The organism is Neobacillus vireti (genome assembly GCF_036962345.1).
GTDB lineage: Bacteria > Bacillota > Bacilli > Bacillales > Cytobacillaceae > Neobacillus > Neobacillus vireti_A.
This window is the reverse complement of sequence record NZ_JBALNB010000007.1, coordinates 211,764-231,855: the sequence shown is the minus strand read 5'-3', so window position 1 is coordinate 231,855 and position 20,092 is coordinate 211,764. Positions and strand designations below refer to the sequence as shown.

The 20,092-nt window shown below is 37.0% G+C and carries 17 protein-coding genes and 1 pseudogene; 3 read left to right on the top strand and 15 right to left on the bottom strand.

Going from position 1 to position 20,092, the window contains the following annotated elements; all coding sequences use genetic code 11:
• Nucleotides 1-104: 104 nt before the first annotated feature.
• Together V7108_RS08615 and V7108_RS08610 are read left to right on the top strand one after the other, a co-directional pair.
• Nucleotides 105-242: pseudogene (locus V7108_RS08615) on the top strand (SDR family oxidoreductase); the annotation flags it as partial.
• A 451-nt stretch (nt 243-693) separates the two neighbouring features.
• On the top strand, nt 694-1,158 hold the full coding sequence (locus V7108_RS08610) for a YfmQ family protein (protein ID WP_335520293.1): 465 nt from the start codon (nt 694-696) through the stop codon (nt 1,156-1,158).
• Between the two features lie 158 nt (nt 1,159-1,316).
• Here the strand turns inward: V7108_RS08610 and V7108_RS08605 are convergent, their stop codons facing one another.
• On the bottom strand, nt 1,317-1,823 hold the full coding sequence (locus V7108_RS08605; RefSeq protein ID WP_335520289.1) for a hemerythrin domain-containing protein: 507 nt from the start codon (nt 1,821-1,823) through the stop codon (nt 1,317-1,319).
• A 247-nt stretch (nt 1,824-2,070) separates the two neighbouring features.
• Nucleotides 2,071-2,616, bottom strand: a complete 546-nt coding sequence (locus V7108_RS08600) for a GNAT family N-acetyltransferase (protein ID WP_335568139.1) — start codon at nt 2,614-2,616, stop codon at nt 2,071-2,073.
• Nucleotides 2,617-2,845: 229 nt separating this feature from the next.
• On the opposite strand from V7108_RS08600, the gene V7108_RS08595 reads away from it, so the two are divergent.
• The gene (locus V7108_RS08595; protein WP_335567910.1) at nt 2,846-3,913 is read left to right on the top strand and encodes a DmpA family aminopeptidase; all 1,068 of its coding nucleotides are present in this window, start codon (nt 2,846-2,848) and stop codon (nt 3,911-3,913) included.
• Nucleotides 3,914-4,118: 205 nt separating this feature from the next.
• Here V7108_RS08595 and V7108_RS08590 read toward each other — a convergent pair whose 3' ends face one another.
• The 13 genes from V7108_RS08590 to V7108_RS08530 all read right to left on the bottom strand — a co-directional run bounded on the left by V7108_RS08590 (nt 4,119) and on the right by V7108_RS08530 (nt 20,072).
• A complete protein-coding gene (locus V7108_RS08590) occupies nt 4,119-4,352 on the bottom strand; it encodes a hypothetical protein (protein WP_335567909.1) in 234 nt (77 codons plus the stop codon).
• 360 nt (nt 4,353-4,712) lie between these two features.
• Nucleotides 4,713-5,960 carry a DUF4153 domain-containing protein gene (locus V7108_RS08585; protein WP_335567908.1) on the bottom strand — a complete coding sequence of 416 codons (1,248 nt, stop codon included), beginning with the start codon at nt 5,958-5,960 and terminating at the stop codon, nt 4,713-4,715.
• A 48-nt stretch (nt 5,961-6,008) separates the two neighbouring features.
• On the bottom strand, nt 6,009-6,224 hold the full coding sequence (locus V7108_RS08580) for a helix-turn-helix domain-containing protein (RefSeq protein WP_335567907.1): 216 nt from the start codon (nt 6,222-6,224) through the stop codon (nt 6,009-6,011).
• An 11-nt stretch (nt 6,225-6,235) separates the two neighbouring features.
• Nucleotides 6,236-6,718, bottom strand: a complete 483-nt coding sequence (locus V7108_RS08575; RefSeq protein ID WP_335567906.1) for a DUF2975 domain-containing protein — start codon at nt 6,716-6,718, stop codon at nt 6,236-6,238.
• A gap of 552 nt (nt 6,719-7,270) precedes the next feature.
• A complete protein-coding gene (locus tag V7108_RS08570) occupies nt 7,271-9,241 on the bottom strand; it encodes an FAD-dependent oxidoreductase (RefSeq protein ID WP_335567905.1) in 1,971 nt (656 codons plus the stop codon).
• 251 nt (nt 9,242-9,492) lie between these two features.
• Nucleotides 9,493-10,782 (bottom strand): PucR family transcriptional regulator, encoded by a 1,290-nt coding sequence (locus V7108_RS08565; protein WP_335567904.1) that lies wholly within the window; start codon nt 10,780-10,782, stop codon nt 9,493-9,495.
• A gap of 641 nt (nt 10,783-11,423) precedes the next feature.
• Nucleotides 11,424-12,482, bottom strand: a complete 1,059-nt coding sequence (locus V7108_RS08560) for an undecaprenyldiphospho-muramoylpentapeptide beta-N-acetylglucosaminyltransferase (RefSeq protein ID WP_335567903.1) — start codon at nt 12,480-12,482, stop codon at nt 11,424-11,426.
• 214 nt (nt 12,483-12,696) lie between these two features.
• Nucleotides 12,697-13,299, bottom strand: a complete 603-nt coding sequence (locus V7108_RS08555; RefSeq protein WP_335567902.1) for a thermonuclease family protein — start codon at nt 13,297-13,299, stop codon at nt 12,697-12,699.
• 22 nt (nt 13,300-13,321) lie between these two features.
• Nucleotides 13,322-13,744 (bottom strand): hypothetical protein, encoded by a 423-nt coding sequence (locus tag V7108_RS08550; RefSeq protein ID WP_335567901.1) that lies wholly within the window; start codon nt 13,742-13,744, stop codon nt 13,322-13,324.
• Nucleotides 13,745-13,792: 48 nt separating this feature from the next.
• Complete coding sequence (locus tag V7108_RS08545) at nt 13,793-15,049, bottom strand: replicative DNA helicase (protein ID WP_335568138.1); 1,257 nt, start codon at nt 15,047-15,049, stop codon at nt 13,793-13,795.
• Nucleotides 15,049-15,993: a DnaD domain-containing protein gene (locus V7108_RS08540; RefSeq protein WP_335567900.1), complete on the bottom strand. Its 945-nt coding sequence runs from the start codon at nt 15,991-15,993 to the stop codon at nt 15,049-15,051. The genes V7108_RS08545 and V7108_RS08540 overlap by 1 nt, the downstream gene beginning before the upstream one ends.
• 240 nt (nt 15,994-16,233) lie before the next feature.
• Entirely contained in the window at nt 16,234-17,820 is a 1,587-nt protein-coding gene (locus V7108_RS08535; protein WP_335567899.1) for an MFS transporter, read from the bottom strand.
• A 119-nt stretch (nt 17,821-17,939) separates the two neighbouring features.
• On the bottom strand, nt 17,940-20,072 hold the full coding sequence (locus tag V7108_RS08530) for an acetate--CoA ligase family protein (RefSeq protein WP_335567898.1): 2,133 nt from the start codon (nt 20,070-20,072) through the stop codon (nt 17,940-17,942).
• Between the last annotated feature and the right edge of the window lie 20 nt (nt 20,073-20,092).

Below are 20,092 nucleotides of genomic sequence, written 5' to 3'. Positions count from 1 at the left end.
CAATAAATTTGTGTGGGTGTTTATTCATGAATAGATAGTTTATTAAACAAGAGATATGAAAATAGTTAGGCGGAGAAAATTGGGAGGAAGCTGGTAAAGATTTTGTTAGTGTTAACCGTACCAAACGTTTTGGAAGGCCTGTAGAAGTAGCTAGAGTTGTAGCATTTTTATTATCAGCTGAAGCTACATTTGTTAATGCAGCTGTTATTAATATTGACGGAGGTCAATCTTATAAATACTAATTAATAGAGGACTTACCTTCGCTTGTATTTTTTTCAAAATAGAAGTCTTTGAATTAAGTAACCAGCGAAAATAAAATAAGTGGAGACATTCCGGTTATTTGCAGAATTTGAGCTCGTTTCGGGGTATATAAGGGAAGGTTTTCCGATTATGCAAAGCAAAATTCCTCATTTTCACGTTTTTCTAGTAAATTGGTGGAATATCTCCGTCTAATTAAGCTATTTTTTATAAGTATTTGCTAATTAAGCGAAATTTTTCCGTCTATTTAGATTCTTAACATTTCGATGTTTCGATTATCTCTCGAGTTACTAAGTGGTTGGTTAAAATTCTGATGAATTGGATGGTTCGTTACTTTAAAGATTACCTTATGATAGTTTGTGATACTCTTCATCCTAATGATTAGTAGATTACTAAATTAATCATCGGATCTCATTACGTAAGGAGTCGATTTGTATGACATGGACTGTTCTTCTTTGGTTATTGATTGGAATTATTATTAAAATGGTTATGAGTCCACCAAGCGCCGTTGTGGGATGGATTGTAAATAAAATTGCACTTCATCCAAAACTTATTTTAAATGAAGTTACTGTAACCTATAACGAGCATCACTTGGAAGAGGAAGAAAAGATTAGATTTATTGACTATTTTAATGAAGCTAGGTTATTAAAACAGTATGATGTATTTCCGGGCAATGAAAAATTCTTTCTACATCCAGAGACGAATGTTAGTCCATTTGTAATCAACATAAAAAGAGGCAAAAAAGATATTAATATCTTTGTGTTTTGCTACGCTGATCACGTTGATGTAGTCAAGCAGTTCAATAAAAAAGTGGTTTCATATCGTCTTAGGTCTGATAATTTGCAAAAATTCACTTTACCAACTATGACTAAATCAAAATTATTGTCTCAGACTATATAAATAATATGGAAACTACTCGCGACAATCTGTAATTCCAGTTTTTTCCCCACAAAACAAAAAAGCACTCAAAATTTTGATAAATCAATATTTTGAGTGCTTTTTCTATCAAACTGTTCATATAAAAATAGCTTTGCTGGCTGGCGTAAAGCAATGCTCAATCAATCCCGAAACATTCGTTCCAGCTCCACCTTCTCCTCAACCGATAGTATTTTCTCTGCCAACGGAAACAGCACTTTTTCTTCCTTCGCAAAGTGTTGAGTTAAGGTAGCATGAGCCTGGACGGCGTAAACGGTGATCCATTGTACATCGTCTTCATCCAGGGAATGTCCCTTCATATCCGCTTCCGTTAAAAAATCCTGTAGATGCTGCTCCGCCTTTTCATGTTCAAATTCCATCACTTCGATGGTCCGATCATGTTCACCAAGATGGCGGGTCATCATCGGGAACAATCCTTCTTCCTCGCGTTTAGAATGTGCCTTCAGCTTATGATTAAAAGATGAAACTTTTTCGTATAATTTTGCAAACAATTCTACTACAGCTGGACCCGTTTCAATTTCTATGTCTTCTGTGATCTCATAAAAATGATCCATGTCTGTCCGGAGCGACACATGCTCGTCCATTAATTGTTGCAGTGAAGCAGATAATACATCGTTCGAAGCCTCCATCCTTTAATCCCTCCTTAGACTGAATTCAGCATTCTTCCTTATTATCCCTAATGGCTTAAGTCACATCGTATTCGTTTTTCTTTCTTAAAGCATACGCCAAATGGGAAGATAATATTGTGATGGGAAACACACTAAAAATGATGGACTTAACAAAATAAATGACGTGAATATAATAGAAGGAAGTTAGAAATCTTATATTTATTGTCATTTCGGATAAAATCAATTTGTGTCCGTTTTCGTTTAGGGATTAATCCTTAAATCTACCCATAATGTATGTATGATAGTATTTTCCGTCTGATAGGATTTTGTCATTTTTCATGATTCCTTCTATTTCAAAACCGAGTCTTTTATATAGTTTAATAGCGTTATGATTGGTTTCTATGACATCCAGCACAATTTTTTTGATGCTGTTTGTATCCGCCCAAGAAATGGATTCTTTCATAAGATTCTTTCCAATCCCATATCCCCAGAATTCCTTCCGTACGCCCAGTCCAAACTCGGCCTTATGAAGGAATCTTTTCAAATCATTCCCAACACATCTTAAGTATCCAACTAACTTCCCATCCACTTCTGCAACCAAAAACAGATTTCTTGGATGGTTCGTATCAGCTTCAATTATTTTTTCAAAACCTTCTTCATCAATGAACGCCTCTCCCCTCTCCCGGTTCATGTTTTCAGTTTCCCCATCAATTTGTAATCTTAATTCTGACAAATCTTTCGCATCACTTTTCCTGGCAGATCTAATCGTATAGTTTAGTTCTTTGACATTGAAATCTTGTTGGTTCATGATCATATACATTACTCCCCTCCATTATTGATTCGAATCGACTATGGATCTATTATAGGTATAAATCTTTTCACATAAAGGACTCTAAAAATTGGAAGCATTCCTTTTTTGAAAATGAGAATGAAAAGAAATAAACGCCATTGATGAAATTAATATTAGTTTTAATAGTAAAATATCTTGATTAACACTTTGCCTTTTGGAAAAATGGGTTTATAAAATAAAAGGCGGGTTGTGTATGAATGGTCAAAAGAGATTAAGAGATTTCGGAGTGAAAATAGGTCGATTAGAAGCTGGAAACTACAACTCAATTACTGATGTAGAAGGCGTTACTGTTGGACATGTAACCCTGAGCAATAAGGAAATTCAGACGGGGGTAACGGCTATTTTACCACACCAAGGGAATCTGTTTAAAGAAAAACTTATCGCTTCAAGCCATGTAATAAATGGTTTTGGAAAAACCATGGGAACATTTCAAATAAATGAGTTAGGAACACTAGAAACTCCAATAATTTTAACTAATACATTAAGTATTGGAACAGCTGCTGATGCATTGATCGAATATATGTTAGAACTTAATCCTGAGATTGGAATAACAACAGGTACTGTAAATCCAATAATATGTGAGTGTAATGATATGCTGTTAAATGATATTAGGGCTAGATTTATAAAAAAGGAACATATTTTTCAAGCATTATCAAATGCATCATCCATATTTAAAGAAGGAACAGTGGGAGCAGGTACAGGAATGCTCTGCTATTCATTAAAGGGTGGTATTGGAACTTCCTCGCGTATCATGGAAATCGAACATGGCACTTACACAATGGGAGTTCTAGTACTATCCAACTTTGGAATTTTAAGTGATTTAATGATAAACGGTAAACCCATTGGAAAAGAATTAAGAGATGCTATCCTCAAGTCTCGTGAGGAAGAGAAAGATAAAGGTTCAATTATAATTATTGTCGCAACAGATCTCCCAGTGTCTGAAAGGCAACTAAATCGTATAATTAAACGGGCAGTAACAGGTTTATCGCGAACTGGGTCCATAATAACAACTGGAAGTGGCGAGGTAGTTATTGGTTTTTCAACAGCAATGAAAATACCTCATGAAAAAACTTCACATTGCCTTTCACTTTCTATGATTCATGAAGAAGATATGGACTTAGCTTTTAGAGCTATTGGAGAAGCAACGGAGGAGGCAGTTTTAAATTCGTTAGTTACAGCATCACATGTTGTTGGAAGAGATGGAAATGAACGCCCAGCTTTTAAAGATTTAATAGAAGAATTTAAAATTAAATTAACCTAACTGAAACAAAAGAAAAGTGGGAGACCTCTTTCCTTTTGTTTTTTCTTATCACAAGACGTTCTTAGTTATTTCTAATCCCACTAATCTACGATTTTATCTGAAAAAGAAAAAGAGCAACACGCAGCCACTCATTATTTTACTCTTGCTACCCTATAGTTTATAGTGTAACTCTTCACAATGTTTATTTAATATTATATGTATAATTTCACTTATTCTGTTTACCTCTAAAAATACTTATACCAGATACAACACAAAGCAATAACAGTAATAATAATCTTAACCAATCCATTGCTAGCCAAAAGTCTCCGCCATTAACAATATCAGGGCTTAAACTATACTCATCAACAAAAACACCTAAATTCCAAAATAATTTAAGCGAAATAAGCAATGAAAAAAGACTCAGTAAAAATACTGTAATTGATAATTTCCTTTTTCTCATTGTACCCCCCCCTTTTGAACATAATTTTATTGAACCCCCTCTAACTTTACCACAAAAACCCATAAACCTTATTGAAGTATTCTGCCCCTTTAAGAAGAAAAGGGCTCTACTTTTTAAAAAAGTAAAGCCCTCTTTAGTGTAAGTACATCTTTTCACATTTAATCTTAATCAAACTCAAACTTAAAACCTGCAAGTTTAGCTTATCAAATACGTTTCATGAAGTCCCTTTTCGGTGGGCACATGAAACTGGACATATTTTAAAGAATCCAGTTAACTCTTTATAAAAAGCTGCATAATATCGGCTCTAAGGATTTTATACGTTATAGAAGATTATCTTTTCGTTACATTAACAGAGCCTTTCTAATTAAAAATTATAGGAAAAGTAAATGTAACGAAAGCTGCCCAAAGTCCGTAGACCGGCAAATACTTAGTAACGGCATCTTGGATAGTTGAAGGTCCGGATTTGTTTTGTAGAAAACGAATATAGGAAAGCATAATCCAAATTAAATTTGCACAGATAAGTATGTTTACTCCTAAAACAGCAAGTCTATTAGGCGTAATCCCATAAGAAGAAAGTCTGAACACAATGGCTGATAAAGCCACAGTGTCAATGATTAGCGCAAGAACAATTAAGGCAAAATTTATATAATCTGAAATGTTCTTTTTCTCGTCTGCGTCGCTTTCGGTAATGGAAAATATGGTAACAGACAATACACCAAGGAGTATTCCGTTGAAGGCTATCAGGAAATTGCGGTCCATGAATGGATTTTTCCCGACCCATAAAACTGTTATAAGATAGACCAACAATGTGACCAAGACAAGAGGACTAAAAATTTTAGCTATATATGGTGTAATATTCTTAGCTAGTTTAAGATTCATTGATACCAGGTATGCGGCCACAATAGCAAGAGCGGCAGCACCAAATAAAACGACATTACTAAAATAGAAGTCTTCTATATCCAAGCCAACAAAGCTAAATAACTGCATGGTTAATGCGGCTAGCACCATTCCGCTTACTGCCATACTGGCGTAGAGAATACAAAATTCCAAATTAAATTTAATATAGCCTAATCTTGAACTAGGTTTTGAATATTCATTTCCTGTAAATGCAAGCCCTACTAATACCCATAAGAATATGGGAAGGTGTAAATAAGCAAGGATAGTACTGTCTTTATAATTTAATGGCAGCATATTAAGGTAAAGCCCGGAAATTAGGAACAACGCTGCAAGGGAATAAATAACACTTTTTTTCGGAGTATTATGGTAAACAAAATAAGCAGCAATAAAGGGAATTATACCAAAAGCCAGGTTAATTGGAGCCATTGCTTCCTGTTCGACAAAATGGAAAATGATCCTGGTGCTTATCCCGGCCAGAATGGCTAAAATGCCCATAAATAAGAAACCATTTTGAAGCAAGGCAGATTTTTCCGTATTTGCCGTCTCCTTGAAATGCAATCTTTCATACCAAACACCAAGAACCTGAGAATCAGGATTTTGTTCCCATGCGTGTGAGAATGACTTTTTAAAAGCTTTCGGGTCTTTTCTATACATTCTCTCCAGCTCATGAGGGCTAGCAATATTTTCAATAATCAAATTGTTAATGTCCATAGTTATACCTCCCCTAATAATTGTTATATTAAGTTCTCTCCACAATGTTTAACTGTCTTCGTCACTTTTGTATTCTAAAATATCTCCAGGTTGACATTCTAAAGCCTTACAAATTGCCTCTAAAGTTGATATTCGAATCGCTTTGGCCTTTCCATTTTTCAATATAGAAATGTTCGCCATTGTGATTCCAACCCTCTCCGAAAGTTCTGTTACGCTCATTTTCCTTTTTGCTAACATCACATCAATATTGATTATAATTGCCATTGTTATTCACCTCAGACCGTTAAATCATTTTCTGATTTGATATTAATTGCTTCTTGTAAAAGTTTTTGGAGAACAGCCGCAAAGACTGCGATAACCATCGAAGCAAAAGGAACAACCAATCCGACAAAGATAACTCCTGGTGCGTCGTCTACTTCCGCAAAGATATAGAAGAGCGGCCAAACTAGCACATGCAAAATACTGATTGTGATGGCACAGTATTTGATTTTCTTTAAAGCTTTTACAGATAAATCGGAGAAAGCTTTATTTTTGTCAATATAGCGTAAGAGTTTGAAAGCCTGATACAAAGCAAAGTAAAAAGGTATTGCCGATGCATCAAAAGCGACGAAAACGAGATATTTTATAAAAGCAAACTCTGGAAGCAATATTGCTGCAAGGTTCGCCATCTCAGGCACCAAAAAGATGCACAGAGCAAGAACTGGGACTCCTAAAAGAATAACAGCTATTTTTAAAAACAACGTTGTTACTTTCTCCATAAAAAGCACCTCACTTATTTATTCTGTTTTGATTTTAATATAAATTTTATTGATTATCAATAAAATTTTATTAAATTAGAAAACATTTTTATTGTATATTTTTGTTTAAAGCAAAAATAAAAAGCATCCTCATTCAAAGAAATGCTCTATAACTTTAAACTATTAAATTTATAACTTGTACTGCTAACCTACCCGATAGCGTAAGTGCATCTTTTTACTAACTTTATTTCTCTTAACCTATATATTTCCAATTAAAACTTCCATTTTTATATTAAATCGAGAGTAAAATTGTATGGGTACAGCAACCAGTGTACCCATACAATTTGCGGTCCATTTTCCTATACAAATTTTATATGATTTTCGGATAAATGGCTTTACACCAATTAAAAATGAGTGTCAATTTCATATGAAAATTGGCACTCATTTTAACTTACAATTTTAATGTTTGCGATAGGAAACGGAACCCTTACTAAAAAACTCTTCTTTCTTTAATAGACCGAGGAGTTTTTTTCCTTACAAATATTGAAATGAGAATCGCCCCAAGGCTTTCTCTTATTCTACTGCCATGGCAGCATAGAAGCCGGTATGGATAGCGTTGGCAGCCTTGGAAACTTTCTCAGCATCACCGATGACCGTTGTTTTGATATTGTATTGTTTTCTGACGGCATCTGGGAAATCCGTGCTTGGCTTTTGGCCGAATGCGGTGATGACGGTATCAGCAGCTACTAGCTCCACGGTACCATCTTTTTTCTCAATGGTGACGCCAGTTTCATCAATAGAGACTACCTTGCTGTCTGTCAACAGTGTTACATTGTTTTCTGCCAGCTGGCGCATCAGACTAATTTTATTAATCACCATGACATCCCGTGCACATTCACTTAACATTTCAACGATTGTTACTTGCTTGCCTTCCAGTGCCAATTCTAATGCGGTATCACAGCCGCTCATCCCTCCGCCGCAGACGACGACTTTTTCTCCCTGTACCCCGTTTTTATGAGCGTCCACCACGCCCAGTACATGAGGACTTTCAATACCAGGAATGTTCGGAACAAATGGAATTGCACCTGTCCCAACAAAAATTTTATCTGCAGCTTCCAAAATAGAATCATCGACATTAATTTCTGTATTTAGGTGTACTTCTACATTCAGTTTGTTCAGTTGTACTCCATACCAAGTGATCAGGTCACGGATTCGTTTTTTAAATGGTCCAGTGGCAATGACTCCAAATGTACCACCCAATGTTTCACCTTTATCATAAACCGTTACATGGTGGCCTTTTAAAGCGGCGACACGGGCTGCTTCCAATCCGCCTGGGCCAGCGCCAATCACGACAATATTTTGTGGTGAAGAAGTCTTTTCAATTTGAAAATATTTTTCCATACAAACTTGAGGATTCACGGTACAGCTAATCTGTGTCGTTCTATTAAATACGCGTCCAATGCATTCCTCATTGCAAAGCAGGCATGGGCGAATATCCTCGCGGCGGTTTTCCATCAGCTTTTTAGGAAATTCTGGATCGGCAATTGTTTGGCGTCCAAACATCACAAAATCACAATTTCCTGAATTGACTAGCTCTAAGGCCGTTTCTGGTGTATGGCTACCTGCATTAAGCAACGGAATGCTTACGTGCTTTCTCGCTTCTTCACAAACATAGCCCATACACGCATCTCCCAAATAGCTAGGAGGAAAGATGTAATCCATCGTTTCATATGCACCGGCATCGATATCCAAAGCGTCAACGCCAGCTTTTTCAAGTAGTTCAATCAAAGGCATGCTGTCCCCAATGGTGCGGCCGCCCTCAAATCGGTGATCCAAAGCAATTCTAAATAAAATTGGCATGTCTGGACCAACCGCTTCGCGAATCGTTTGAACGGTTTCTACAGCAAACCGGGCACGATTTTCAAAAGAGCCACCATATTCATCGGTCCGTTTGTTCCAGATTGGTGAAAGGAATTGGTCAATGAGATAGCCGGCGTGACCATGGATTTCGATGGCGTCAAATCCAGCTTTTTTTGCAAACAGAGCTGCTTGAGCCCAGTCTTTCATAATATCCTTGATTTCTTCCGTGCTTAACGCGCGGCAAATCATTTCCGGGTTGTGAAAAGAAGGATTTTCAGATGAAGAAATCGGTACACGTTCCCCAATATCCGGCATGCCGTTACGCCCTGTTCCCGGGCTGATTTGAGCACAGATTTTTGCACCCCATCTGTGAACTCTTTCACATAAAACAGTAGCCTTAGGAATCGCACGATTATTGTCAACGGCCATCGTTGGTCCGCCCTGTGCCGTTTTTTCGTTGAGAAATTGTGCACCGATGATAATCATTCCAATTCCGCCACGGGCACGTTCTTCATAATATGCGATGCCTTCTTCGCTTTCCGTACCATCCTGCATTGGCGTAAAGGTACCCATCGGAGCCATTACTAGGCGATTTTTTAGGGTCATTTTTCCTATCTTCATTGGTTCAAATAGTTTCGCATATTGATTTTCCAGCTTAACTCGTTCTAATACTGTAGTAGTCATTCCACTTACTTCCCTTCTTAGTCGATTTCAAATAAGGAATTTGATGTTAACAACGGGCAATCTCAGGTGACGATTCTCCTTTCAGAGGAAACCCTGTTAAGTACATTTTATCCCTTATCCAGCCTCGATTCATCGGATAGGAAGACCAATCTTTTCGTCTATATTGTGCAGTAATGCACAAAGTCGGTGCGCCTTGTTCATTTTTTGTCCATAATCGGCAATGACAGCTTTATGCTTTTTTTCTAATGAAGCTATGGCAGCCTTGCCCAAAAATCTTGGTGTTGAGGGCAGGATGAAATTTCATGGTGATGCATCGTTTCTGCCACATATCGTAAAGTCATGGCAGCCTTAAGACGTCGAACCACTTCTAGATCATTAATATCCACTTCTATAATCTCTTCAATTTTTGCAAGCCGGTAGACTAAGGTGTTGCGGTGGATGTGCATTTTGGCTGCCGTCAGGTTCATGTTATTTCCAAGAACCAAATGGGTTTTGAGGGTAAGGTAGTAATCTGTTCCTTTTTTTCTATCAATCTCCAACAGTTTTTCAAGCTCTGGCAAGGTATATCCCGCTTCGCCAAGTCCTTCTGCTGCATAGGAAGCTACTATCTCCAAATAATAATCATCGAAAAAATACAAATTTTTATCAGGGTGAATAGCATGTCCGATCTCTAACGCCTTTTGTGCACGAAGACGGAAATTGGACCTTTTAGCTAGATCATCAAAAACGCCGCTCAACCCACAAAAACATTGATATTTTTCCATTAGCTGCCCCACCGTTTTATTCCTGTTTTTAGCACTATCGCCTTCAGGAAAATTGTCCATAAACAGATATAAATATTCTCCTGTATTCAAATAAAAAGTACCAGGAAATACATCCTCGATGGCCTTTTGGACATATTGAACCATCGTATTGTTTGGTACGATTGAGGTAATAACAGCCATTTGATAGCCTGGTTGTAGAAGGCTGCTATTTATTAGGTCTGAGCTTCCTTTTTGTATCTGTTCAGGTATGAGATCGCAAAAGATTTCTCTCGTCAACACTTGATGGATGGGATCAGCTGGTAATACCTCACCCCGCTGATGCCGATCGAATTCAATAGCAAGAGCTTTGCAAAGAATATCATTCACCTCAAGTGCTTCAAGCGCCTGTTCCTGATTACTAAAAGTGGTGGCACACAATCCTGCAATATGGCCGTTAATGCGGATGGCGGCCGAAGCCTGAGGAACCTCAATTACACCCCAATCCACAACAATCGACTTTTGATGTTTTTCTAGCAATTCTAAATATCCTAAACGGCAATAGTCTCCGATGACGACATCAAGTGGGACGATTTTTCTAACAATCATTTCATCGAGGTGAGGACTGCCTGTAGTTCTATCAAAAGAAGCTGCAAGCACCTTGAAAGAGTTATCCACGACGTGAATTGGCATTTTTGTATAGTCGAATAATGCATCCACAATCGACTGTACCCCATCGCCTAGTGCTAGCGCCTCAAAAACTATGCGGTAACAAGTTCCTACATCAATCTTTTGCAGCATTTTATTTCACTCCTTTGTGATGCTAGGATAGTTCGTTCTGTTTAGCAGGAATTCTGGGAACTGCCCCTGGATATGTAAGCAGTAGATTTATATTTATTATACTAGAGGAAAAGTGCTTTAAACTGGTGCTTATGTGATAATCCTTTGACGAATGATTTGCAGAGTGAAGTGGAAGAAACGTGATTCATAGAAAATGTTTATCCGGCCCCCTGTATAAGTGAAAACCCTAACAACATTTCGTTGTTAGGGTATTAGATAGTTTCCATAGGGCCGATTCTATTTAAAGATAAGTCCTATCCTTAATAGTTAGTAGCGATAGTAAAATAACCGGAGACTTTCCGGTTAAATGCAGATTGGAGCTCATTTTGGGGTATATAAGCGGAGGTTTTCCGGTAAGTAACGCAAAATCCCTCATTTTCACGTTTTTTGAGTCAATAGGCGGAATCTCTCCGTCTATAATGCTATTTTTTATAAGTAATTACTCATTAAGCGAAATTTTTCCGTCTATTTTGCTTCCTAAAAATTTATGAGTGTTATGGGGCCCCAGGTGAAGTAAAGCTTTAACATACCGGGGGACCTATAATAGTTTTATCCAATACCGTTATGCAAAAAATAAAAGAAGCCATTTCCACATTGTGATTTTAATATTTATTAATTTCATCAACCAGTGTTTGTAACGCTTCTCCTTTATGGGAATCTCTCATATTTTGTTGGTATTTCTCCTTATTTTTATAGAGAGTATCTAAATATTCAATTAATCTTTTATCATTAAGTTTTTCTTCTTCTAAGGTAAGTGAGTATCCTTTTTCTTGGAAAGCTTGTGCATTTAAAATTTGATCTCCTCTACTTTGTTGTAAGCCTAGAGGAATTATTAACATTGGTATATTTAGCGCTAAAAATTCGAAAATGGCATTCGAGCCACCTCTAGAAATGACTAAATCGGTAGTAGCCAGAATATCGGGTAACTCTTCGTGAACATATTCAAATTGACGATACCCAGGAATGGTAGAAAAATGATGATCTGTATTATTTTTTCCGCACAAATGAACAACTTGAAAATGCTGAGTAAGCTGTTTTATAGAGCTTCTGACTACCTCATTAATTTTTTTCGCCCCTAAACTGCCACCCATAATAGTTAGTATCGGACGGTTATGATCAAACCCTAGAAACAATCTTCCTTTCTCAGCCGAACCATTTAGTATCTCTTTTCTTATCGGTGAACCAATCACAGTAGTCTTTTGAGCTGGAAAAAATTTTTTCGTCTCCTCAAAAGAAGTGAAAATCTTGGTTGTAAATCGAGTAGAAATTTTATTTGCCAATCCAGGAGTCATATCACTTTCATGAATAAATATAGGGATCCCAAGAGATTTCGCAGCTAAAATAACTGGTACCGAAACAAATCCTCCTTTGGAAAAAACCAAATTAGGCTTCAATTTTTTTAGGATCCTTCTAGCCTCCGCACATCCTTTTACTACCCTAAAGACATCGATGATATTTTCAAAGTCTATATATCTCCTAAGTTTCCCACTGCTAATTCCATAGTAAGGAATGTTTATTTTTTGTATTAATTCTTTTTCAATCCCTTTTCGCGAGCCAATATAATGAATATCCCAATTTTTCAGCTCAGAGATAATGGCTATATTTGGCGTTACATGACCAGCCGAGCCTCCACCAGTAAAAACGATTTTCTTTTTAGACATACACCCTCCTGATTATCAGTAATTGGATTATATTATCGTCTTGTTGTTGATAATTTTAACATATTTATCCTTTAAGAAACGCGAAAAGCAGTGGATTTCTATGTTGAAAACCACTGCAATCGATGGTTATGTACAGAAATGGTATTTCTAACTTCATGAATGGAACACCAAACTGATATCTATTTTCACCTAGCACCTCCAATTCCCCAACCAATTATGGCACACACCCACTAAATCCCCAATTCGTCACAAAATATGCTCTGCTCCAAATGTTTATTTTTCTCTTTTTTGCTAGACTTTCATCCTCCCTAAATTGATCAAGATATGTATAGGGAGGATCCATGATATAAGCCACGCGAGCATATCCTTCTTTTAAAAGCGTTTCTTGAATCGATTCTCCATCGACATACACATAAGCTAACATGCGCCAGTAGGAATCTCGCGTGTTCCCCTGTTCAAACTCCAAGGTGAGATGACCGCTCTTTACTAGCTTACTATTCCGTAAGAACGCTTCCTTTGCATAGAGTTGGATACATTTATAAGGGTTTTTTGACTCCGGTGTATCCACCAATAAATAGCGAATGGTTTCCATTTTTCCGTTTACTCTATCTTTTATGGTATCACCATCGACAATATCAACTAGGGTAATCGGAACCTGATTAGGTGGAAGGACAACTATTTCATCCAATAAGCTACTTAAATCTTTCTCAATCACATGAGGGCGAACGTCAATTTCTTCTTCCTCTGATGGAAATGTATAGTATGCTAGGAAGGCAGCGGTTGTAATTAGGGCGGCGCCACCCATCCGTTTTCTCATGACTATCCCCCTTTCTTGACGATCAATACCTAAACGAATACCCCGCTATAGCAGGAAAACTGTTAAATTCCTTTATCAAGTCCCGAAACGTGATCACATCATTTCCTCTATAAAAATTGAAATCTAGCCAATTTTCATGACAGTTAAGAGGGTGTTGATGAAATGTTTCACGATAGAAATGGATGGCTTCTTGCTCACTGGCTGCAAAGATAAAGACAAAATCCTTCTGATTCTTTTTAAGTGAGTAATTTTTAATCTTACGAAAACCTAAAACATTGTTTTGAACCAGTTCCGCTACTTTCTGATGATCAGCTTGATCAAAATCTACCGTTGAAACATCGTCATTTAATGAAATTTTCTTCTCAGTTAATAAATGGTGAATGCAGTGAGCCAATTGGGATATTTCATAGAGTAAACAATCATGGTATAGATCTTTTACGATCATGTGATACACCTCTTTATTTGATTTATTATATAAACCTCTGGCTGAGAGTTAAATAACACTCTGTTCCTTTTGTGCTACAATCTTTCCTGTCTTCTCTCTGTAATTCACATCGACGGTTCCAACTTGCCCATTTCGATTTTTCGAGACAATGATTTCAAGGGAATAATTCTGAGATTCCTTGTTATAATAGCGATCACGATACAAAAACATAATGACATCCGCATCCTGTTCGACACTGCCCGATTCCCGAATATCAGACATCATCGGCCGTTTATCGGATCTGGATTCCACCGAACGGTTTAGCTGTGCCAAACAAATGACAGGGCAATCAAAATCCTTTGCCATTATCTTGAGAGATTTTGATATTTCCGTTACTTGTTGATGGGAATTCCCTCCGTAAACTTGACTTGAACGAATCAACGTTAGGTAATCGATGAATAGGATTGGTTTCTTATATGGAAATTGGTGCATTAGCTTTCTTGTTTTCGCTCTCATTTCGGCAATCGTTTGTCCAGCGCCGTCAAAAATCTGCATATTTGTTGCCGTGAGATTACCAATAACATCCGACCATTTATTCTTTTGGTCTTCAGTTAGCATCCTTTTCGGATCCCGCATTTTGGCACGGTTAAAACCTCCTGTCGAAGCCATTAATCGGGAGGTTATCAGCTTTTCAGGCATCTCCAAGGAAAATACCAGCGGCAAATATCCTGCCCAGCCAGCTGTTTTTGCAAAGTGAAGCATGACGTCAGTTTTTCCCATCGATGGTCTTGCTGCGAGAATCGTGACCTCCCCACCTTGAAAGCCACCCGTCATTTCGTCAAGCTCTTTAATACCCGTTGTTACACTTCTCGACAATAACTGATCCTCCCATGGGGCCTCATAGATATTAGACAATGCTTGTTGTAAGTACGTGTGATCCTCCATCTTCAACTGGTTAATTTTCTCCAATTCGGCAATGACTTTCTCAATCTCCCAATCACTCAACGCTGCCAGCTGTAAGATGTTTCTCTTTTCTCGTTCCTTCCACAGATCCAGAATAATCTTCTCTGTAGCATCAAATTTTTCAACATTCGCAAATGACAGTAACTCCGAAAGGTAAGAGATTCCTCCTAATGATTCGAGTTCGGGCAAGGTTGTTAAGGTAATCAAATCAATCCCTTTGCCGGCATGGTTTAACTCGATTATTTTTCGCATGATTTCCCTATGTCGTAAACTCTCTAGCTGTTCAGGTTGAATCACCGTATCCTTAAGTAAATACTCCGCCTTCATCAAGCTTCCTAAAAACACTTTTTCTGCAATACTCATCACTCTTCACCATCCGTTAGATCAAGTACAAATTTACCAGGGATAGGTCTTCCACCAGGAACTGAAACAGTTGACTGACTATTTTTGGATACAGGTTTTTGGTTCTCCTGATAAGAATCAATTTCTTCAACGGTCAGTAGGGATTCGTTTTTCCAGTTTTTCAAAATCCCAACCACATAATTCAGCCTTCGCTTATTACTGGCACAGGCAATAATCAGCGCTTTTAAAATCACATCTTTAGGCTGTAAAAAGCTGGAATCATCTAACCAAGATAACAGTTGCTGTTTCGCATTCAGATTATTAAAACCGAATCCATTGGAGTCCCAGAACTCAATGATTTCTTTTACATTTTCTTGATTAGTTTGAAATGTGTTTTCTATGGTTGGTTTGTTTTTACTATTTGGATGTTGTTCTTCTTGCTCGTCAAACGCTAACACATCGTTAAGCTCTCGATTTTCTTGTTCTATGTATGTATCAGTTTCATCTTGTACCATTTCATTCTTGTCGGAAAATATCTCTTTGGTCCCACAAAAAGATTCATATAAACTACGAATATCCTGTTTCTGTATGGTTTCCGCAACATATTGAATTAACAAGTGATCCTCGACATCCTTTAATTCGGTCAAAATACAATCCATAACCGGCTTTCCAGCTTTATGAAGATTCTCTTTCCCCCAGTTTTTAATGGCAAGCTCTCTTGTCTCAGGATTGTAACGAATCACCTGGTGATGGTTGATGAATCGTTCCATTAACGCATGAACACCTTCAATCGAATAACCCAGATCAAACGCCATTTGTTTCTTGGTAATCTTATAGATCCCAATTTGTGTGGTATTTGAATTCGTAAGCAGATAGAGGTAAAAATACTTATCCTCTGGGGTCATCTCTTCTAAAACAATCGGACATTTCCAAAAATCACTACGCACCATTCGATACTTTGCCATCTTCAACCACTTTCCTTTCAACCAGTAAAATACCTTTCACCGTTTATATATGGGTTAAAGAGGAAAATGGACAGGGTGCTTTTTATAAATTTGTGAATGATTTGTGACAGAATTGACACTGCCCGTTTTTTCGGGGAAAAATAAAAAAAACGCTCCTTACATAGTGTAAGAAACGTTGATAAACAATATATTCTAATAATAATCAAATACATTTGACCTTGATATAGACCATATTCTAAATTACATCTTGCTTTCTTCAACAGGAATCTGTGGACTATTGATTACACTTTCCTTACTTTTACTTGGGCTCTTCGGTAAGAAAAATGTAATGCCAAAGACAATAATCGCTAATACAATAACCAAGTAACTTAAGGTATTTAATGCAGATACCATTCCTTCTAATTTAGCGGCATCTAATATTTGTTGGAAAGTAATACCTAACTCTGTAAGTTTGTCTGTTAACGCTGAATCAACATTTGCCCCACCTGATAAGCCTGCCTTTTCAACAGAAGACGTAAGGGATGAACCTACACCCGCTTTCTCCGCCTGATCTCTTAGGGCACCCGCCAAGGAAGACGCTGATAGTGTTCCAAAAACGGCCAACATCGTTGTTTGACCAGTTGGATTTCCTAAATCACGAATCATTGTGTATGTTCCAGAGCCTCCACTTAATTCTTTTTCAGGAATAACGGACAGCGCCATTTTCATACATGCTGGTGCCATCATACAAAATCCGAACACAATAACAACAACTGTGGTGACGATATACCAAAATGGAGTTGACGAAGAATAGGTCGAATACATAATGGTTCCCACTATAAAGATGACCACACTAGTTAATATCACTGTCTTTGATTTCAAGATATCAACTAGCTTTCCACCGATTAAACCAGCAACCGCACCTGCAAGATATACATACATCGTCATCATACCTGACAATTCTGGTCCACCACCAGGTTTGGAAGTCACAAAAAACGCATTTGTATAAAGAATCCCTTGGTAACAAATACCCATTATAAATACCATCGATAGTGGAATAATAAATTTTCTATTTTTCAAAAAGCTTAAATTTATTAATGGATTTGATTTTCTTTTTTCTACCAATACAAAACTAATAATGAAAATTAATCCTGTTATCATAGCTATTATAGTATAAGGGGAACTTATTCCAAGATTAGCTATTAATGTAGTAACGGAAAGGAGAAGACCAACCGATAAGAATAATAAAATTGATCCAGCATAATCAAATTTATTAGATTCTCTTTTAGGTGTATCTGGAAGAGTAAAGTAAATTAGAATCATACCTAATATAGACAAAGTACCACTAACTAAATAAATACTCTGCCAGCCAAAACTTTTGATTAACAATCCGCCAAGTATTCCTCCTGCAGCTGCGCCTAACGTCCCTATGGCTGCTGCAATTCCTAGCGGCATTCCTCGCTTTTCAGCGGGAAATAAAAACGATGCATATGCTAGACTAGCTGGAACAACACATGCTGCACCAATCCCTTGGGCTAATCTAGCTGCTAGAAACATTGGAAAATTAATACTAAGAGCAGCCATAAATTCACTTGCGATGAATATCGTAAGACCGAGCATGATAATCTTTTTTCTCCCAACTTTATCTGCAATATTTCCAAACATTGGTGCAAAAACCGTATGCCCCATATAGTAAAATAAACTGATTAATCCTGCTATCGCAACGGGTATACCAAATTCTGCTGTTAGAACAGGCATTGCAGGAATCTGAAATGCCATTGCCTCGATTACAACAAACGTACCAAACAGTAGTCCTAAATAGCTAAACCATGGTCTTTTAACTTCCATTGTATTGCCCCCTTTTCGAATTGTTTAAGAAATTTTTCATTATATTTTCGGGATAGGAGCAGCATACCTTTTGCTGCTCCGTACTAAAACTTCAAAAACAAATTTACTGCGAATGGAAGCTATTGAAGTACACCATCTTTTGTTTTTTCACTTGAAGCAAAAGTAAGTAAACCATCCAGTGCCATAACCCCTTTACCTTCTTCAAAAACAATAAGTGGATTGATTTCCAGCTCAGTCCAATTCCCTTCTAAATTCACCGCTAAATTAGATAAATTTACTAATACTTCCGCAAATCCCTCGACATTATACTTAAGTCCATTGCGTACACCAGTAAACAGTGGATAGCTCTTTAATTGTTGGATCATTCTTAATGCATCTTGTCTTGAAATCGGTGCGAGACTTTGTGAAACGTCTTTCATAATCTCAACATAAATGCCACCTAAACCACATAAAATCACTGGACCAAAAATCGGATCTTTTTTAACACCAATAAATGCTTCTAGGAAAGGTCCTTCTACCATTTCTTCAATTAATACACCTTCTATAATTGCATTCGGAGCATATTCCTTAGCATTTTGAATAATTGTATGAAAAGCGTTCATTAGTGAATCTAAATCCTTTATTCCTAAGACAACTCCACCAGCATCACTCTTATGTGTAATTTCAGGCGAAACAATTTTTGCAACAAGAGGATATGTTAGATGTTTTGACTGATCAATTAATTTTGTTACATCATTGATGACAACTCCCTTTGGTGTAGGGATATTCATTTGGTTAAGAATACTTTTCACTTGTGGCTCTGTAACAGTTTGTCCTTTTAAATCAAAATCAAATGTAACTTTAGATTGGTCTTCGCCAAATGTTAATCTATTGATCTGATAATTATTGTAAGCGTCCTCATAAAAAACCAAATGACTGGCTGCTTCTGCAGCACTTTCAATTGAATTGTATGCTGGTATATAATTTTCGTTTAAAATTTTTCTTACATTCCCAATTACTTGTTCAGGGCATGTATGCATGACAATGATTGGTTTGTCGGTACCCTTTGCTACTTCAATGATATCGTAAGCAAATTTTTCAATTCCAATTGGTAAATGAAGAATGACAATATCTACTTCATCCGTCTCTACTAGTGTTTCAATACAATGCTTATATAAAATAGGATTATCTAATAGCGTTTGCCCAATATCAACAGGATTTAATACAGAACAATAACTAGGCACCACTTCTAATAATTTATTTTGAGTTTCCTGTGACAAAGTTGCCATTTTAAGCCCATGATCCTCTAATTTATCCGCTACCATAATGCCTGTAGCACCTGAAATAACAACAGTTGCAACACGATTTCCTGCTGGTCTTTTTCCACTTCTAAATACTTTCAATGCATCGACCATTCCATCTATTCCATTAACTAGTGTTATACCATGACGATATGTTACCATTTCAAAGACCCTACTTGAGCCTGTTAACGATGCAGTATGTGATAGTGCTGCTTTTTGTCCAGCTTCGGAACGCCCTGTTTTTAACATAACAATCGGTTTATGTTCGACCAATGCCTTGTCTGCCAAATCTCGAAGCTTGTCGCCATCAGGAACTGCCTCTAAGTAAGTACCAATAATCTTGGTATCTTCATCACTAATTAAAAACTCCATAAAATCAATTGTATTTAAATCCATTTGATTACCAGTTGTTAGGGTATAAGTAACACCAAGTTTCTCTTCCATGGCCATTCCCATAATAATTGATCCAGTTGCACCACTTTGTGACACAATCCCGATTTCCCCAGAGATACCATCAATTGTTGCTGGAGTGAAACTCAAAAAGATTTGATCTTTAATATTAAATGCACCTAATGTATTGGGACCGACAACCCGAATGTCATTTTCTTTACATAATCGAAGGATTTCATTTTGTTTTTGTAATCCTTCCTCTCCCTTTTCTGCAAAGCCGGAAGAAAAGATAACAACAAATTTTACTCTCTTTGTAACACAATCCCGAATTGCAGCTTCAACCAAATGGCTTGCAACTGCAATAATCGCTACATCTATTTCTGCTGGAACATCAGTTAATGATCCAAAGCACTGAAAACCTTCAATCTCATCATATCTAGGATTAATTCCATATACTTTTCCTTTAAAATTTAAGTCTTTAAAATTTTTGATTGTAGTATTTCCGATTGAACCCTTCCTTGTAGAAGCTCCAATTACAGCTACTGAATTAGGACGAATATATGATTCTAATTTGTTACTCAAATGAAAAACATCCCCTCTAA

Bases quoted from the DNA above. Each gene is read 5' to 3' on its own strand.
- V7108_RS08610 (WP_335520293.1), top strand. From the start codon at position 694: ATGACATGGACTGTTCTTCTTTGGTTATTGATTGGAATTATTATTAAA.
- V7108_RS08605 (WP_335520289.1), bottom strand. From the start codon at position 1,823: ATGGAGGCTTCGAACGATGTATTATCTGCTTCACTGCAACAATTAATG.
- V7108_RS08600 (WP_335568139.1), bottom strand. From the start codon at position 2,616: ATGATCATGAACCAACAAGATTTCAATGTCAAAGAACTAAACTATACG.
- V7108_RS08595 (WP_335567910.1), top strand. From the start codon at position 2,846: ATGAATGGTCAAAAGAGATTAAGAGATTTCGGAGTGAAAATAGGTCGA.
- V7108_RS08590 (WP_335567909.1), bottom strand. From the start codon at position 4,352: ATGAGAAAAAGGAAATTATCAATTACAGTATTTTTACTGAGTCTTTTT.
- V7108_RS08585 (WP_335567908.1), bottom strand. From the start codon at position 5,960: ATGGACATTAACAATTTGATTATTGAAAATATTGCTAGCCCTCATGAG.
- V7108_RS08580 (WP_335567907.1), bottom strand. From the start codon at position 6,224: ATGGCAATTATAATCAATATTGATGTGATGTTAGCAAAAAGGAAAATG.
- V7108_RS08575 (WP_335567906.1), bottom strand. From the start codon at position 6,718: ATGGAGAAAGTAACAACGTTGTTTTTAAAAATAGCTGTTATTCTTTTA.
- V7108_RS08570 (WP_335567905.1), bottom strand. From the start codon at position 9,241: ATGACTACTACAGTATTAGAACGAGTTAAGCTGGAAAATCAATATGCG.
- V7108_RS08565 (WP_335567904.1), bottom strand. From the start codon at position 10,782: ATGCTGCAAAAGATTGATGTAGGAACTTGTTACCGCATAGTTTTTGAG.
- V7108_RS08560 (WP_335567903.1), bottom strand. From the start codon at position 12,482: ATGTCTAAAAAGAAAATCGTTTTTACTGGTGGAGGCTCGGCTGGTCAT.
- V7108_RS08555 (WP_335567902.1), bottom strand. From the start codon at position 13,299: ATGAGAAAACGGATGGGTGGCGCCGCCCTAATTACAACCGCTGCCTTC.
- V7108_RS08550 (WP_335567901.1), bottom strand. From the start codon at position 13,744: ATGATCGTAAAAGATCTATACCATGATTGTTTACTCTATGAAATATCC.
- V7108_RS08545 (WP_335568138.1), bottom strand. From the start codon at position 15,049: ATGAGTATTGCAGAAAAAGTGTTTTTAGGAAGCTTGATGAAGGCGGAG.
- V7108_RS08540 (WP_335567900.1), bottom strand. From the start codon at position 15,993: ATGGCAAAGTATCGAATGGTGCGTAGTGATTTTTGGAAATGTCCGATT.
- V7108_RS08535 (WP_335567899.1), bottom strand. From the start codon at position 17,820: ATGGAAGTTAAAAGACCATGGTTTAGCTATTTAGGACTACTGTTTGGT.